The organism is Rhizobium sp. PAMB 3174 (assembly GCF_052908375.1).
The window spans coordinates 1,075,530-1,091,585 of record NZ_CM128608.1; the positions used below are offsets into that span (position 1 = coordinate 1,075,530).

General features: G+C 63.6%; 13 protein-coding genes. 5 read left to right on the forward strand and 8 right to left on the reverse strand.

The genetic code is table 11. The features are described 5' to 3' along the window. The first annotated feature begins 285 nt into the window (after positions 1-285). The gene (gene iolG / locus ACU5AY_RS05105; RefSeq protein WP_446828255.1) at positions 286-1,278 is read left to right on the forward strand and encodes an inositol 2-dehydrogenase; all 993 of its coding nucleotides are present in this window, start codon (positions 286-288) and stop codon (positions 1,276-1,278) included. Between the two features lie 77 nt (positions 1,279-1,355). On the opposite strand, the gene ACU5AY_RS05110 is transcribed toward iolG, so the two are convergent. From ACU5AY_RS05110 to ACU5AY_RS05140, 7 genes are all read right to left on the reverse strand, one after another. Further along, positions 1,356-2,603 (reverse strand): enolase C-terminal domain-like protein, encoded by a 1,248-nt coding sequence (locus tag ACU5AY_RS05110; RefSeq protein ID WP_446828256.1) that lies wholly within the window; start codon positions 2,601-2,603, stop codon positions 1,356-1,358. Further along, positions 2,596-3,747, reverse strand: a complete 1,152-nt coding sequence (locus ACU5AY_RS05115; RefSeq protein ID WP_446828257.1) for an enolase C-terminal domain-like protein — start codon at positions 3,745-3,747, stop codon at positions 2,596-2,598. Before ACU5AY_RS05115 ends, ACU5AY_RS05110 begins: the two co-directional genes overlap by 8 nt. Positions 3,748-3,761: 14 nt before the next feature. Next, positions 3,762-4,673 carry an alpha/beta hydrolase gene (locus ACU5AY_RS05120; protein WP_446828258.1) on the reverse strand — a complete coding sequence of 304 codons (912 nt, stop codon included), beginning with the start codon at positions 4,671-4,673 and terminating at the stop codon, positions 3,762-3,764. Next, positions 4,674-6,362, reverse strand: coding sequence for an ABC transporter ATP-binding protein (locus tag ACU5AY_RS05125; RefSeq protein ID WP_446828259.1), 1,689 nt, complete (start codon positions 6,360-6,362; stop codon positions 4,674-4,676). Between the two features lie 8 nt (positions 6,363-6,370). After that, positions 6,371-7,504, reverse strand: coding sequence for an ABC transporter permease (locus ACU5AY_RS05130; protein ID WP_446828260.1), 1,134 nt, complete (start codon positions 7,502-7,504; stop codon positions 6,371-6,373). After that, positions 7,497-8,483: an ABC transporter permease gene (locus ACU5AY_RS05135; RefSeq protein ID WP_446828261.1), complete on the reverse strand. Its 987-nt coding sequence runs from the start codon at positions 8,481-8,483 to the stop codon at positions 7,497-7,499. The genes ACU5AY_RS05130 and ACU5AY_RS05135 overlap by 8 nt, the downstream gene beginning before the upstream one ends. An 89-nt stretch (positions 8,484-8,572) precedes the next feature. Continuing rightward, a complete protein-coding gene (locus tag ACU5AY_RS05140) occupies positions 8,573-10,504 on the reverse strand; it encodes an ABC transporter substrate-binding protein (protein WP_446823684.1) in 1,932 nt (643 codons plus the stop codon). A gap of 180 nt (positions 10,505-10,684) precedes the next feature. On the opposite strand from ACU5AY_RS05140, the gene ACU5AY_RS05145 reads away from it, so the two are divergent. From ACU5AY_RS05145 to ACU5AY_RS05160, 4 genes are all read left to right on the forward strand, one after another. Then, the gene (locus ACU5AY_RS05145) at positions 10,685-11,575 is read left to right on the forward strand and encodes an SMP-30/gluconolactonase/LRE family protein (RefSeq protein ID WP_446828262.1); all 891 of its coding nucleotides are present in this window, start codon (positions 10,685-10,687) and stop codon (positions 11,573-11,575) included. Next, complete coding sequence (locus tag ACU5AY_RS05150; protein ID WP_446828263.1) at positions 11,572-12,750, forward strand: mandelate racemase/muconate lactonizing enzyme family protein; 1,179 nt, start codon at positions 11,572-11,574, stop codon at positions 12,748-12,750. Before ACU5AY_RS05145 ends, ACU5AY_RS05150 begins: the two co-directional genes overlap by 4 nt. 9 nt (positions 12,751-12,759) lie before the next feature. After that, positions 12,760-13,683, forward strand: coding sequence for an alpha/beta hydrolase (locus ACU5AY_RS05155; RefSeq protein WP_446828264.1), 924 nt, complete (start codon positions 12,760-12,762; stop codon positions 13,681-13,683). A 185-nt stretch (positions 13,684-13,868) separates the two neighbouring features. After that, the gene (locus ACU5AY_RS05160; protein ID WP_446823688.1) at positions 13,869-14,648 is read left to right on the forward strand and encodes a FadR/GntR family transcriptional regulator; all 780 of its coding nucleotides are present in this window, start codon (positions 13,869-13,871) and stop codon (positions 14,646-14,648) included. A gap of 54 nt (positions 14,649-14,702) precedes the next feature. On the opposite strand, the gene ACU5AY_RS05165 is transcribed toward ACU5AY_RS05160, so the two are convergent. After that, positions 14,703-15,956 carry an AGE family epimerase/isomerase gene (locus ACU5AY_RS05165; RefSeq protein ID WP_446828265.1) on the reverse strand — a complete coding sequence of 418 codons (1,254 nt, stop codon included), beginning with the start codon at positions 15,954-15,956 and terminating at the stop codon, positions 14,703-14,705. Positions 15,957-16,056: the final 100 nt, after the last annotated feature.

The window sequence follows — 16,056 nt, forward strand, 5'->3', positions numbered from 1 at the left end:
TCGCGGTTTGGTGCGGGCGTTCTGGGAGGAGACGGGTCGCCGGTGGGCGGCGCAATCGGCGGCTTTCGGCCGCAGGGAATTTTCATCGACTTCAGTCATCCGGTGATTGCCTTCGGCCCCTGTTGGCGGGTAGGGCAATTGTGAGCCCGTAGCAGTTCTGGCGAGGCGAGGGCGCTATGTCACTGCGCCATGCGATGCCGCGGACATGCCTGAAGGCGACGCCATCATCTGACAGGTTACGACCGGGGGCGAGACGTGCCCTTCAATCTTATGGAGAATAAAGACATGATCAGGTTCGGAGTGCTCGGCGCGGGCCGTATCGGCAAGGTGCATGCCGCCACGATCGCGGCAAACCCGAAGGCAAAGCTCGCCTATATCGCCGACGCCTTTCCGGCGTCTGCCGAGGCGCTGGCGGCCCAGACGGGTGCGCAGGTGAAGAGCGTCGAGGAGATCATTGCGGCGAACGACGTTGACGCGATCCTGATCGCGACGCCGACGCCGAGCCACGCGGATCTCATCGAGGCGGGTGCCAAGGCCGGCAAGGCCGTGCTCTGCGAAAAGCCGGTGTCGATGTCGGTCGAGCGCATCGACCAGTGCCTCGAAGTGGTCGCCAAGACCGACACGACGCTGATGATCGGCTTCAACCGCCGCTTCGACCCGAACTTCGCCAGCGTCGAGGCCCGCCTTCGCCGCGGCGATGTCGGCGCGATCGAGATCGTCACCATCACCAGCCGCGATCCGTCGCCGCCGCCGGCCGAATATGTCAAGTCGTCGGGCGGCCTGTTCCGTGACATGATGATCCACGACTTCGACATGGCCCGCTTCCTGATGGGCGAGGAATTCGTCGTGGTCAACGCACTCGGCTCGGCGCTCGTCGACAAGGCGATCGGCGCTGAAGGCGATGTCGATACCGCCGCCGTGCAGATGCAGACGGCGTCCGGCCGCATCGCGGTCATCACCAATTCGCGCCGCGCCACCTATGGCTACGACCAGCGCATCGAAGTGCACGGCGCCGGCGGCATGCTGGCCGCGAAGAACATCCAGAACACCAGCGTCGAGATGTCGAACGCCGACGGTGTGAAGGGCGATCCGGTGCAGCACTTCTTCCTGGAGCGCTACGCCCAGGCCTATGCCAACGAGATCAACACCTTCATCGAGGCGATCGACGCCGGCAACAAGAGCCCGCGCCCGTCCGGCTTCGACGGGTTGCAGGCGCAGAAGCTGGCGGAAGCCGCAACGCTCTCCTGGCAGACCGGAAAGCCGGTCGAACTGGCCTGATACGGCCGAAGTCTGATTGACGGAAAAGGGCGGCCCCGGAGAGATCCGGGGCCGCCCTTTTCATTTGCATGGAATGCTTAGAACTTTGGACGACCGAACTTCCAGTCGGGCAGGTGACGCTGCATTTCGGCCGCGTCGTTGCGCTCGCCATAGCCGTTGTCGAGATAGTTCTGGTGCAGGCGCTTCAGCTCGCTGCGGTCGAGCGTGACGCCGAGGCCGGGGCCGTCGGGTATGGCGAGCGAGCCCTTCTCGAACTTCAGCTTGCCGCCCTCGATCACCTCGTCGATCGCCCAGGGGTAATGGGTGTCGCAGTCATAGGTGAGGTTCGGCGTGGCGGCCGCCAGATGCGTCATGGCGGCGAGCGAAATGCCGAGATGCGAGTTGGAATGCATCGACAGGCCGATGCCCCAGACGTCGCAGATGTTTGCGAGATGACGGCTGGCCATCAAGCCGCCCCAGTAATGGTGGTCGGAGAGGATGACGCGCACCGCATCCTTGGCGATCGCCGGCGGAATGTGGGCGGTCTCGACGACGCACATGTTGGTGGCGAGCGGAATGTCGGTCGCCGCCTGGACGACGGACATGGCCGGGATGCCAAGCGTCGGGTCTTCCAGATACTCGATCAGTCCGGTCAGCCGCGGCAATAGCTTCAGCGTCGTGTGGACGTGCCAGCCGCCGTTCGGATCGATCCGGAGCGGCGCCTTGGGGAAGGCTTCGCGCAGCGCTTCGAGAGCCGCCACCTCTTCTTCCGCTTCAAACACGCCGGCCTTCAGCTTGATCGCCTCGAAGCCGTATTCGCCGATCATCTTGCGGGCCTGTTCGACCATGCCTTGCGGATCCAGCGCCGCGCCCCATTCGTCGTCTTCGGTCTCGTCGATGTGGTGACCGAACTTGTAGAACAGGTAGGCGGAGAAGGGGACGCGTTCGCGCACCGGGCCACCGAGCAGGTCGCAGACGCGCCGGCCGGTGGATTTGCCGAGCGCATCCCAGAGGGCGACCTCGACCGCGCCGACGACACGCGGCAGCACGGCTTCCTTCTCGACATAGCCGCGCATGGAGGTGGTGACGGCCTTGCGGGCGCGCGCCCACAGGCCGTTGATGTTGGTGATGTCCATGCCGACCAGCATGGGGGCGAGCTCCTTCAGTCCGTCGAGGACGGGCTTGGTGCCATAGGATTCGCCAAGGCCGATGACGCCGTCCTCGGTCTCCACCTCGATGATCGAGCGGAGCGCGAAGGGCTGGTGGCAGCCGGCATTGTTCAAGAGCGGCGGATCGTAGAACGCGATGGGAGTGACGCGCAGTTCGGCAATACGGGTATCAGACACGGTTGGCCTCAATGTAGTCCAGGTTGTAATCATGCCCCAGTCCGGGCGTGTTGCGGCAATGGACGTAACCGTCTTGGTCCATCTCATCGTCGATGCGATTCTGATAGGCCGACGGTTTGTCGTAATCGAGGAACGGGTGCAACAATCCGCGTTCATAGTAGCTGGTGTTCGGGATCGCCGCGGCGACGGCGAGATTGCCGGCACCGGTGCCGTGAACCTCGCAGGACATGTGGAAGCTTTCGGCGAGATGGGCGGTCTTCATGGCCGGGCCGATGCCGCCGACATCCCACACTCCGGTGCGCAGCATGTCGCAGGCGCCCTTGGCGGCCCATTCCGCGCGGGTCCAGTGCTTGCCGGTCATGGACTCGGGGCCGAGGATGTTTAGCTTCGGCGTACGTGCCGTCAGCCACTGGTAGGAGGACAGCGAGGCTTCCTCCATCATCTCCTCGATCCAGTAGAAGTCCAGCTCCTCGAGCTTGCGGCAGAGCCAGAGAGCGTCGGCGCGCGAATACCAGTGGTTCGGGTCGAGCATCAGCGGAATGTCCGGGCCGACGGCCTCGCGCACGGCGGCGCAGGCGGCATAGTCCATCCGTACATTCGGCGCGCCGGGGATCGGCGGCATCCAGGTATGCAGCTTGACGGCCTTGTAGCCGCGCACATTGACCAGCCATTCGGCGAAGCGGCCGTAATCTTCCGGCGTGGCCAGCCCGTTTTCCAGATCGTCGCCGCACATGGTCGAACCATAGGCGAGGATCTTGTCGCGGTAGCCGCCGATGAGTTTCCAGACCGGCTGGCCGCTGGCCTTGCCGGCGAGGTCCCACAGCGCCAGTTCCACAGCGCAGAGCGTACGGTCCGTCAGCTTCATCGACGAGCCGCGCTGCCATTTGTAGAGCGCCTGCCACAGTTTCTCGATGCGCAGGGGATCTTCGCCAACGAGGACAGGCCGGACGAATTTCTCGATCAACTGCTCCTCGATGTCGCCGTAGCTGGTGACGATGTGGCCCGTCGTGCCGTCATCGGCGGTAATCGTCAGAAGCGCCGACTGCGCCTCGCGCTCGGGGCCGGGATGGGTGTGGCCGTCGGTGTCCTTCACCTTGTTGGTGATGTAGCGGAACTTCGTCGTCGTGATGGTCTCGATCTTCATGATCCGTCCCTGTGTCATGAGCGGCCGGCAAGAAAGCCGGCGGCGCGGTGGAGTGCGGCGGTGGCTGCCGGCAGCAGTCTTCCGCGGTTGATGAAGCCGTGCGTCACGCCCGGCTCGATGTGAAGGCTGGTTTCGACGCCGGCCCGCAGAAGCGCGTCGGCCATCCGTTCGCTGTCCGAGCGGAGAACGTCGCATTCGGCGGCGATCAGCATGGTGGGCGGCAGGCCGGCAAGGTCGGCGAGGAGAGGCGTGATCAAAGGCTCGCGGTCACGCTGGCCTTGCGGATCGTAGAGCGAATAGAGATGCTGCATGCGCTCGCGCGTCAGGCCCGGGCCATTGGCGAAATGCGTATAGCTCGGTGTCGAGAAATCGGCGCCGAACACACCGTAGAACAGCAGCAGGGCGGAAAGGCCCTGACCCTTCTCCGCAAGCGCGGCCGCCATTGCCAGATTGGCGCCGGCGGAGGCTCCGCCAATGGCGATCCTGTTGGTGTCGAGATCAAGGGCAGGGCCTTCGCTCCTTAGCCACGCCAGCGCCGCCCGGCAGTCGTCCAGCCCGGCGGGATAGGGATGCGCCGGGGCCAGCCGATAGGAGACGCTGAGGACGCTCCAGCCGCTTTCCGCCGACAGTTCGCGGGCGGCGCGCTCGTTGAGGGCGATGGAGCCGCCTGACCAGCCGCCGCCATGGATATAGAGGAGCACCGGTGTCCGGCCGGTCCGGCTGCGGTAGAGACGTGCGCTCTGCAACTGGCCCGCAGCGCCTTCGAAGGTCAGGTCGCGGATGTCGGCCACATCGCGCGCACCTTCGGCCCAGAAGGCGGCTGTTGCCGCGTCACCGAGCGGAGACAGGCGCGCGTCTTCTGCCAGAACCTCTGCCATGCCTGGCGCGAAGTCCATCGCCTCCGCGCGCCGCCGCCCTATGATCACCTATGCCTCCTCGCGGTAACGATGCCGCTGGCGGGTGCCGCGCAGCGCCGGGTCCGCAATCGGCACGGAGGAGAGCAGGGCCTTGGTGTAGGGGTGCTGCGGATCGGTGATGATCTGCTCGGTTTCGCCGATCTCGACGATGCGGCCGTGATACATCACCGCGACGCGGTCGCAGAAATAGCGGATCACCGCCATGTCGTGACTGATGAAGATGAAGCTCAGGCCCATTTCCGCCTGCAACCGCAGAAGCAGGTCGAGAACCTGGGTGCGGATTGAGACGTCGAGCGCCGATGTCGGCTCGTCGGCGATCACCAGCTTCGGTTCCAGCGCGATGGCGCGGGCGACCACGATGCGCTGGCGCTGGCCACCCGAGAAGGCGTGCGGATAGCGCTCCATCATGTCCGGTGACAGGCCGACCTCCCGCAGGAGCTTGGCGACGCGGTCCTCGAGTTCGGAGCTGTTTGTCACGCCGTTGATGATCAGCGGTTCGGCGATGATCTGCTTGACCGTCATGCGCGGATTGAGCGAGGCGAACGGGTCCTGGAAGATCATCCGGACCTGCTGGCGATATTCCTTCAGCGCCTTCGTCGGCCGCTTGGCGATGTCGGCGCCCTGGTAATCGATGACGCCGTCCGTCGGGTCGTAGACGCGGGCGATGCAGCGCCCGACAGTCGTCTTGCCGGAACCGCTCTCGCCGACGATGCCGAGCGCTTCGCCCTGCTTCAGCTCGAAGGAGATGCCATCGACCGCCTTGGTGACTTCGGTGACGCGCTGGAGAAAGCCCTCGCGCTTCTCGAAATGCAGCTTCAGCTGGTCGACCTTGAGGATCGGCTGCGCGTTCGGGGCAGGGCGGACCTTCTCGGTCGCCGGCTCCTCCAGCCGCTTGACCGCGCCGAGTAGCTTCTGCGTGTAAGGATGGCGCGGCGCGCTGAAGATCTGGTGGACGTCGCCGCGCTCGACGACATAGCCCTTTTCCATGACCACCACCTCGTCGGCGATCTCGGCCACCACACCCATGTCGTGGGTGATGAACATGATGGCCATGCCGAGCTCGCGCTGGAGGTTGCGCATCAGGTCGAGAATTTCCGCCTGCGTCGTCACGTCGAGCGCCGTTGTCGGCTCGTCGGCGATCAGCACGTCCGGGCGGCAGGAGAGTGCCATGGCGATCATGGCGCGCTGGCGCATGCCGCCGGAATATTCGAAGGCGTACTTGTCGAGCGCCTTGTCCGGATTGGGGATTTCCACCTGCGCCAGAAGCTCGGCCGCCATCTTGCGGGCTTCCTGCTTGGAAACGTCGCGGTGCAGGCGGATCGCTTCGATGATCTGGTTGCCGATCGTATGGACCGGCGAGAGAGAGCTCATCGGTTCCTGGAAGATCATGCCTATGCGGCCGCCGCGGATCGCCCGGATTTCCTTGCCGCGCGGATCGAGCGCCGAGATATCCCGCTCGTTGTCGCCGTCCGGATTGAACAGGATGCGGCCGCCATTGATGACGCCGGGGCGGGGAACCATGTTGAGGATCGTTCGGGCGGTCACGGACTTGCCGGAGCCGCTCTCGCCGACGATGCAGGTGGTCTTGCCGCGATGGAGCTCGAAGCTGACGCCGTGAAGGACGTCATAGAGCCCTTTGCGGGTGTTGAAGCCGACGGTCAGGTTGTCGACGGTGATAACGGGTTTCGTCATGTCCATTCCTCGTCTCAATGGCCGTAGGGGTCGGCGGCATCGCGCATGCCATCGCCGAGGAAGTTGAATGCCAGAACCGCGAGCACGACGAAGCCGCCGGGGATGAACAGCCATGGCGCCTGTGTCACCGAGCGGAGATTTTGCGCTTCCTTCAAAAGAACGCCCCAGCTGATGGCCGGCGGCTGCAGGCCGAGGCCCAAGAAGGAGAGACTGGTTTCCGCAAGGATCATCAGGGGGATTGCCAGCGTCATCGAGGCGATGATGTGCGAGGTCAGCGACGGCAGCATGTGGCGATAGATGATGCGGGCTTCCGACGCACCGTCGAGACGGGCGGCGATGACGAAATCATCGTTCTTCATGGCAAGAAACCGGCCGCGCACCACGCGCCCGAGTTCGGTCCAGCCGACGAGGCTGACGATCAGGGTGATGACGAAATACTGCTGGTAGATCGGCCAGGAGGCCGGCAGCGCCGCGGCGAGGGCCAGCCAGATCGGAATGGTCGGCAGGCTGAGCACGAATTCGATTAGCCGCTGGATGACGGCATCCACGCGGCCGCCGTAATAGCCCGAAATGCCGCCGAGCGTGATGCCGAGGAACAGGCTGATGGCGACGCCGATGAGGCCGATCGACATGGAAATGCGCGTGCCGTAGACGACGCGGCTGAACATGTCGCGCCCGAGCCGGTCGGCCCCGAAGAAGTAGAAGCGATCCTTCGGGTCCTGGCTGGCGAAGAGATGCGTGTTCATCGGGATGATGCCCCATAATTCGTAGGCGGGACCTTCGCCGAACAGGCGCAGATAGATCTTGCGGTCAGAACGCTCGTAGGTCACCTGCAGCGAGACCGGGTCGCGATTGCGCTTCATCTCATAGACATAAGGCCGGATGTGCATGCCGTCCTCGGCATGGTCGATGAAGTGGATCGCCTGCGGCGGCTGGAAGACGGCGCGCCGGTTCTGGTCGGACGGATCGTCGGGGGCGATGACCTCGGCAAAAAGGGCGACCATATAGAACAGGACGATGACCCAGAAGCCGACGACGGCCAGCTTGTGCCGCTTGAAGGCCCAATAGGTCAGCTGCCATTGCGAGGCGATCGCGACCTTGTCATTGCCACTGCCGCTCTCGAGGCTTGCATTCACGGTATCACTCATATTTCACCCTCGGGTCGAGCAGCACGAGCAGGATGTCGGAGATCAGCATGCCGACGACCGTCAGCGAGGAGAGCAGCAGCACGAAGGCGCCGGCGAGATACATGTCCTGCGACAGGAGCGCCTGCAGCATGAGGGGACCGGCGGTCGGCAGGCTCAAGACGATGGCGGTGACGACGGCACCCGACACCAGGTTGGGAAGCACCCAGCCGATCGTCGAGACGAACGGGTTCAATGCCACGCGCACCGGATATTTCATGATCAGCCAGAATTCGGACATGCCCTTGGCGCGCGCGGTGTCGACATAGGGCCGGTTCAGCTCGTCCAGGAGATTGGCGCGCATGATGCGGATCAGGCTGGCGGTGGCGCCGGTGCCGAGCACGACGACGGGCAGCCACAGATGCTTCAACAGGTCGATGAAGCGACCCCACGACCAGGGGGCGTTGACATATTCGTTGGAGAACAGACCGCCGACATCGGAGCCGAAATAGACGACGCCGATATACATGAGGACCAGTGCCAGCAGGAAGTTCGGCGTCGCCAGCCCCAGAAAGCCGAGCGTCGAGGCGACATAGTCACCGATCGAATATTTGCGGACGGCGGAGTAGATGCCGATCGGCAGGGAGATGGCCCAGGAAAACAGCAGGGTTGCGAGCGACAGGATCAGCGTCAGCGCCATGCGCTCCCAGATGAGCTCCGAGACCGGCTGGCGCCATTCGAACGACATGCCGAAGTCGCCGTGCAGGAGATTGCCGATCCATTTGAAGTACTGGACGTAGATCGGCTGGTCGAGGCTGAAGCGCTGGCGCAGATTGTCGATCGCCGACTGGTCGAGCACTTCGTTGGATTCGGCGAGCTTGGCGATATAGGTGGTCAGATAGTCGCCGGGCGGTGCCTGGATCAGCAGGAAGGATACCACGGAGACCGCGAAGAGAAACGGGATCATCCAGAGAAGCCGTTTGAGAATATAGCGCCAGAGCATGGCTGAAAGCCGTCCGTTCTGTTGTTTCAGGGCATTTGACGTAAATGCCGGCCCCGGTTGGGCGAGGCCGGCATTCAGGCAGCGTGCGGTTACTTCTTGAAGAAGTAGGTCTGCGGCAAGGTCGGAGCCGGATCCGGATACATCCACGAGGACGGGATCTTTTCCGGAACGTTCATGAGCTTGTTGTTGACCACGCCGAAGGTGCTGGTCGCCGAGGAGATCGAGAACATTTCGAACTGGTCGGCCGAGATCTGCAGGATCTTCTTGAAGATCTCTTCCTGCTTGGCCGGGTCGGCGGCACCCTTGAACTCGTCATAGAGTTTCAGGCGTTCCTTGTTCGATTCGTTCGGCTCCTCGCCTTCCTTGCCGCCGGTCAGATACCAGCGCACCCACGGGATCGCCTGCCAGGAGCCCTGCGGATGGATCGGGAAGTAGTCGCGCGGATCGAAATAGGCATCGAGGCCGCCCGGCGACTGCCAGACCATGAAGTCGTAGTCGTTGGCTTCGCCGCGCGAATAGTAGATCGAGCGCTCGACCGAAGTGGCGTTCAGTTCGATGCCGATCTTCTGCCACTGCTCCTTCATGATTTCGAGCGCATCGCCCCAGTCGGGCTGCTCGATGCCGGTGTAGTTGACGTTGAAGGTGAAGCGCTTGCCGTCCGGACGCAGCCGGTAGCCCTGGGCGTCACGCTTGTCGAGGCCGGCGGCGTCGAGCAGTTCGTTGGCCTTGTCGGGGTCGTATTCGGTGAACTGGTGCGACAGCTGCTCGTTGTAGAGCGGGCTCTGCTCCAGCGGACCGATCTGCCAAGGCTTGCCGACACCCTGGTAGACGATGTCGATGATTTCCTCACGATCGATGCCGAGCGACAGGGCAACGCGGACGTTCTTGTCGTTCAGCAGCTTGCGCATCACCGGATCCTTGTGTGTCAGGTTCAGGTGAACGGTCATGGTGCTCGAACTGGACGGGGTCGCTTCGTAGAAGTGGAAGCCACCCTTTTCCATGGCCTGCGCGAGCACCGGCTTGTTGGCGAGCGTATCGATCTTGCGGCGCTGCATGTCGATGTTGCCGGCGACCGCTTCGAGCAGGAGCGCCTGGTTGTCGGGAGCGACGCCCATGGTGACTTCGTCGGTGTAGGGCAGCTGGTTGCCCTTGTCGTCGACCTGCCAGAAATAGGGGTTGCGGGTCATGACAACGCGGGTCGTGCCGGCGGTGTAGGCCTGGTCCGTCATGATCCAGGGATCAAGGGTCGGACGGGCGGGATTGCCCCAGCGGGCCGGCGATTCCAGTTCACCGCACTTCAGCTTGAAGAGCGACGGCCAGTCCTCGACGCCGGGAGTGTCCTTGACCATCTTGTCGACATCCGGATTGTACTTCGGCACGAACTGCTTGCAGTAGTGCTTGGCCCAGAAGACCGGTTCCTGGGCGAGCGGGGTCGCCAGGAGCTGCAGGAACAGGCCGTAGGGGCCGGCAAACTTGAACTTGACAGTGTAGTCGTCGATCTTTTCGGCCTTCATCCGCTGGTTGTCGACCGCGTAGTTCGACGGTGCGGAGGGATAGAATTCCTCGTTGTTCAGGAGATCGTCGACGAAGAACATCACGTCGTCAGCGGTGAAGGGTTCCCCGTCCGACCACTTCATGCCCTTGCGCAGGTGGAACGTGAACTCGGTTGCGTCGGCATTGGCCTCCCAGCTCTCTGCGACGTTCGGTTCAATCCCGGACCAGTCGGCCTTCCAGCGCGTCAGGCCCTGGGGGCCGACGATGCGCAGAATGGAGTTGTGGTCGTTCGAACCGCCGAGCATGCGGCGCAGCGTGCCGCCATAGGTACCGGTCTCGTTGAGCGGCGTGATGACGTCCGGCTTTTCCGGCAGTCGCTGGTCGACGGGAGGCAGTTTGCCTGCCTTCACCTGTTCCTCGAGCATGGGGGCGTCCTGGAATGCCCAGGCGCTTAGCGGGGTAAGCATCAGCGCGGCAGCGGCTGACGCCATCAGCGGCCGGCGCATCCTGCACCAAATGTTGTTCATGATTCCTCCTCCAAGGTGCGGCGATTGAACGTGCCGCATCTGGCAAGCTGGCATCATAAGGACCATGTTGTCAAACAAATTTCAAATGATGTATGACATGTTGCGTCGCATCGTAACCAATGCGAGTATCCGCCTGCCTGACGATCTGGGTGGACCGAGTGCAGAACGGGAGAATTGCGAATGCGGATTGAGTGCGTCCTCGAGCCATGCAGTACGGTGGGCGAGGGGCCTTTCTGGGATGTCGGACAGCAGTGCCTGTGGTGGGTCGACATCCCCGCCGGCAAGGTACATCGCTTCGATCCGGCCCTTGGGGAAAACCGCTCGCGGGACTTTGGCGAAGCTGCCGGATGCCTTGCCGCGACAGCTGACGGAAAGCTTGTGGTCGCCGGGCGGAACGGCATTTTCCGCTTCGATTTCGAGAGCGGCGAGAAGACGCTGATCGTCGATCCGGAGCCCGACATGCCGAAGAATCGCTTCAACGACGGGGCGACGGACGGCACGGGGCGGTTCTGGGCCGGAACCATGCGCGAAGGCGGCGGCCCGGTGCCGGAAGGCTCCATCTATCGGCTCGATCCGGACGGCACATGCACGCGCTGGTTTTCCGAGATATTCACGCCCAACGGGCTAGCATTTTCCGCAGACGGGAAGCGCATGTACTTCTCCGATTCCAACCCTGCCGTGCGGACCATCTGGGTCTGCGATTATGACGAGGAAACCGGAACGCCTTCCAATCGGCGGGTGTTCTTCGATACGCGCGCTGTCGACGGACGACCGGACGGCGGCACCGTCGATGCCGAGGGCTGCTACTGGATGGCCGGTGTGGGCGGCTGGCAACTGGTGCGCTACACGCCCGAAGGCGCAATCGACCGGATCATCGACATGCCGGCGGAACGGCCGACCAAGATCATGTTTGGCGGGCCGGATCTCGACACCCTTTACGTGACCAGCTTCGGCACTGAAAAGACACCGGGCACCGAGGACCGGCAACCTTGCGCCGGCGGCCTGTTCGCCATTACCGGGCTTGGTGTACGGGGCTTGGCTCAAACGCCGTTTGGAGGAGAACGACTATGAAAATTACGGGTTTGCGATCATTCATGAGTTGCGACCGGGATCGGCCGCGAGTGCTGGTCGCGATCGACACCGACGAGGGCATTACCGGCTGGGGGGAGTGCTACAATCATGGACCGGACCGGGCCTTGCCGCCGCTTCTCGACTATCTCTATCTTCAGATCGAGGGCGCGGACCCGAGGCGGATCGAAGCCCTTGTACTGAAGCTCCTGCAGCAGAGCCGCTTTCCTCCCGGGGCTCTCGGCCTTGCGGCGATCTCGGCCATCGACCATGCGCTGTGGGACATTTCCGCAAAGGCGCTCAACGTGCCGGTCTACATGCTGCTCGGCGGCAATGTGCGCGAGCGGGTGCGGGTCTATCAGGGCGTCTATACGGCGCCGGAGCCGGAGCGCATCCGCGATCACTGCATCGAAATGCGCGAGAGCTACGGGCTGACCGCCTTCAAGCTGTCTCCCTACCGGATCGATATCCATGCCAACCCGTGGGGCAAGGTTCTCAGGACGACCGGCGAATGGGTGGAGAAGGTGATGGAGGCATGCGGCGAGGATGTCGAATTCGCCTTCGACGCCCACGCCAAGATTTACGAGCCCTGGCAGGCTGTGCAGCTCGGCAATCTTCTCGCCGAATTCAATCCGCTGTTTTACGAGGAGCCGATCCGGCCGGAGAATTTCGAGGCCTGGGGCCGGCTGAAATCGCAGCTCAAGGTGCCGCTGGCGACCGGCGAAAGCCTGTTTTCGAAGTTCGAGTTCCTGCGCCTGATGCAGGTCTCCGGCGCCGATATCATCCAGCCGGATATCTGCGTGATCGGCGGGCTCCTCGAAATGCGCAAGATCGCCGCGATGGCCGAGGCGCATTATGTCAGTGTCGCGCCACACAACCCGATGGGACCGCTTGCGACCGCGGTGAACCTGCACTTCGCTGCCTCGCAGCCGAACTTCAAGATCCTCGAATACCGCCTGCCGGTCGGAGCGGCCTATCACAGCGACGGCATGAGCGGCGACGAGCGGGTCGGCTATGTCGTCGATCCGTACGTGCCGAAGGACGGGTATCTGGAGCTCAGGCCCGACCGGCCCGGCTGGGGCGTCGAGATTGACGAGGAATACCTGAAGACCGACCGCTACGTGCATTGGGAGCGCAAGCTGCCGATCCGCCCGGACGGCTCGACGGCGCATTGCTGAGGGGGCGACATGTCTCAGACGGCAGAGATGTTGCGCAGCCGGATCGCGGCGCTGGTCGGCTGGCAGAGCGATCTGGCTGCCAACGGCCGGACGACCGAGACGGTACCGATGGCGGATGGCGGCAGCCGGGAAACGGTAACATTGTCGACCGATGGTCGCGACGTTTCCGGGATTCTGCTGTTGCCGGCGCGCCTGCCGTGTCCGGCGATCCTCTATTGCCATGCGCATGGCGGCAACTACGAACAGGGGGCGGACGAACTCCTGACCGGCGCGCCCTACCTTACCGGTCCCTATGCCGAAGATCTTCTGAAGCTCGGCTTCGCCGTCCTGTCGGTCGATATGCCCGGCTTCGGTTCGCGCCAGGGTGAGGGGAGCGAAAGCGCGATGGCCAAGGCGGCGCTCTGGCGGGGCGATTGCCTGTTCGGCGAGATGCTGAAGTGCCAGGCCGCCGCGCTCGGCTATCTCGCGTCAAGGCCGGAGGTGGACGGGGGACGGATCGCGGCGCTCGGCATTTCGATGGGGGGCGCGCTGGCGTCCTGGCTCGGTGCGCTGGACGGCCGGGTCGCGGCGGTTGCGGATCTCTGCATGCTGGCCGATATCAAGGAACTGATCGCGCTCGGCGTTCATGATCGCCACGGCATCTATCTGACGGTGCCGGGCCTGCTCGCGGTGGCCGACATGGGCGATATCGCGGGTCAGGTCGCGCCGCGTCCGCAGTTCGTCGGGCACGAGCGGGGCGATCATCTGACGCCGGCCGCTGCGCAGGATTCAGCGCTGGCGACTGTGGCGGCGGCCTATCGAAAGGCCGGAGTGGAAGACAAGCTCGACCGCTTTCTTGGCGATGGCGATGGCCACAGGGAAAGCCCTGCGATGCGGCAGGCGACGCTTGCCTTCCTGCGGCGCTGGGCGGACGGTCCGGCGGCGGAGCTGTGAATGGTGGGTCGTCGTTTGTACGGCTCTTGCCTGGGTGACGGCACGACCTGTTTGCTTAATTTATCATACAAGTATAGCGTATATGTATGAATATAAACTGGAGTCGGTGAGGCACCAGGTCTCGGCAAAAGGAATGTCTTGACAAAGCCTTGCTGAGGGCCTTCGGAGAAGGGGCAGTTGAAGAGATGCCGGGGAGAAAGAAAACCGTGGAAGGGTTTGCGAAGTTCGCCAACAAGGGCAAGGGTACGCTTGTCTCCAAAATTGGCGAAGAACTGAGGCGCGCCATACAGTCCGGAAAATTCTCGCCCGGCGAAAAACTGCCGAGCGAAGTGCAGCTGACCGAGACCTACGGCGTCAGCCGAACCGTGGTGCGCGAGGCGATTGCCGCCTTGCGGGCGGACGGGCTGGTCGTGGCGCGGCAAGGGGCGGGCGTCTTCGTTCTCGACTCGCCTTCAGTGCCGTTCTTCCCGCAGCAGCGGATCGACCAGGCGCGCGTCTCATCGATGATCGAGCTTCTGGAATTGCGCACGGCCGTCGAGGTCGAGGCGGCCGGACTTGCCGCCCAGCGTCGCTCGCCGGCGCAAGAAGACCGCATCTTCAGCTGTCACGCCGCCGTCGTCGCCTGCATCGAAGCGCAGCGGCCGACGTCGGAAGAGGATTTCGCCTTTCACCTCGCCATCGCCAGTGCCACCAACAATCCGCGCTTTGCGGAGTTCCTGTCGCGGCTCGGCACGCAGATCATTCCGCGTGCGGCCCTGCAGACCGAGAGCGGCGACGAGCGCGACATGAGCTATGCCAAGCGGATCTGCGCCGAGCACGAGGCGATCGTGGTGGCGATTTCCAACGGTGACGAGGAGGGCGCGCGCGAGGCGATGCGCCGGCATCTGAAGGGCAGTCAGGCCCGCTACCGCGCCCTGCTGCGCTCCGATGCGCTTTCGGGCGCGGCGCGGACGCTGTCGTCCTGACGGTCTGATATCCTGGAGATGGTGCAGGGCGGCTCGCAGGCCGCCCTTTTTCGTTCAGAGCGCGGCGCCGTGCTCGGCAATCATCTTCGTCAGGCTGCCGTCGGCCGGGAAGAGCGGGATCAGGCAGGCCTGCAGCGCGTGATAGATGTCGTCACGGGTCGGGAAGAGTTCGGCTTCCGGCTTCATGTCTTCCGACAACTGCTGGTGCCAGCCGCCATTCTCGCGGTCGACGAAGTGGCGGGCGATCGTGTCCCAGATCTTGCGGTAGCTTTCCTCGTGGAAGTCGCCGAACGAATGCTCGTTGAGGAAATGCGCAGCACCTGCGCCTTCCGCCATCGGCCACCAGAGCTTGAAGCCACGGGAAACCGCATTGTCCCAGCCGATCGTGTAGACGAAGCCGCCGCGATCGCGGTCCCAGCCGAGCGCCATCGACTGGAAGAACAGCGCCTTGGCTGCTTCCGGCATCCAGTCGTGCTTGCGGCCGCCGAGCGTCCAGAGCTGCAGGACGAGGCGGGCCCATTCCAGCCAGTGGCCGGGCGTCGAGCCGGACGGGCGGAACATCTGGTCGCCGTCATAGGCCTGGTCGACCGCCCAGTCGGTGTCGAAATGTTCGGGGACCCGGTAGTTGAGCTCGGCGGCCTTGCGATTGATGATGAGGTCGGCGATGCGCTCGGCCTTGTCGAGATAATCGCGTTCGCCGGTCACCTCGAAGGCCGCCATCAGCGCTTCCGTCAGGTGCATGTTGCAGTTCTGACCGCGATAGGTGCCGCCGTCCTTTAGCAACCAGTCGCGTTCGAACTCCTCAGCGATGGCGCCGTGCTCGTCTTCCCAGAAGCGGGTGTTGATGACGGTGGTGATATCAGCCAGCAACTCGTCGGCCAGCGGATGCCCGACGGTCTTGGCGGAGGAGGCGGCCAGCAGCACGAAGGCGTGGCCATAGCCCTGCTTGGAGGCGTCCACCGGACCATTGTCGTCGACGCGCCAGAAATAGCCGCCGTGCTCGGCGTCGCGGTGGCGGTTCCAGAGAAAGTTCATGCCGTGGTCGACGATCTCCCAGGCGCCGGGGCGGCCAAGCAGATGTGCGATGGCGAAGCAATGGATCATCCGGCAGGTGACGTGAATGCCGCGCACCGGGTTTTCGCCTTCCGGCAGGCTGCCGTCGAGGTTGAGCTCGAAGAAGCCGCCCTTCGGATTGATGATAGAGCCTTCGAAGAAATTGAAGAGGTTGTCGGCCTGGCTCATCAGCCAGCGGCGGTGATAGGTGCGGTCTTTCCACTTTTCCGGATTGGTTCCCGCAATTTGACCCATCGTCTTCTCCCGTTATGCTGGCGTCATCAAATCGGATCACTCATCTATCGCTTTTGCCTGCGGATGTCACCGCCGAGGCCACTTTGCCGTTGATCAAGTT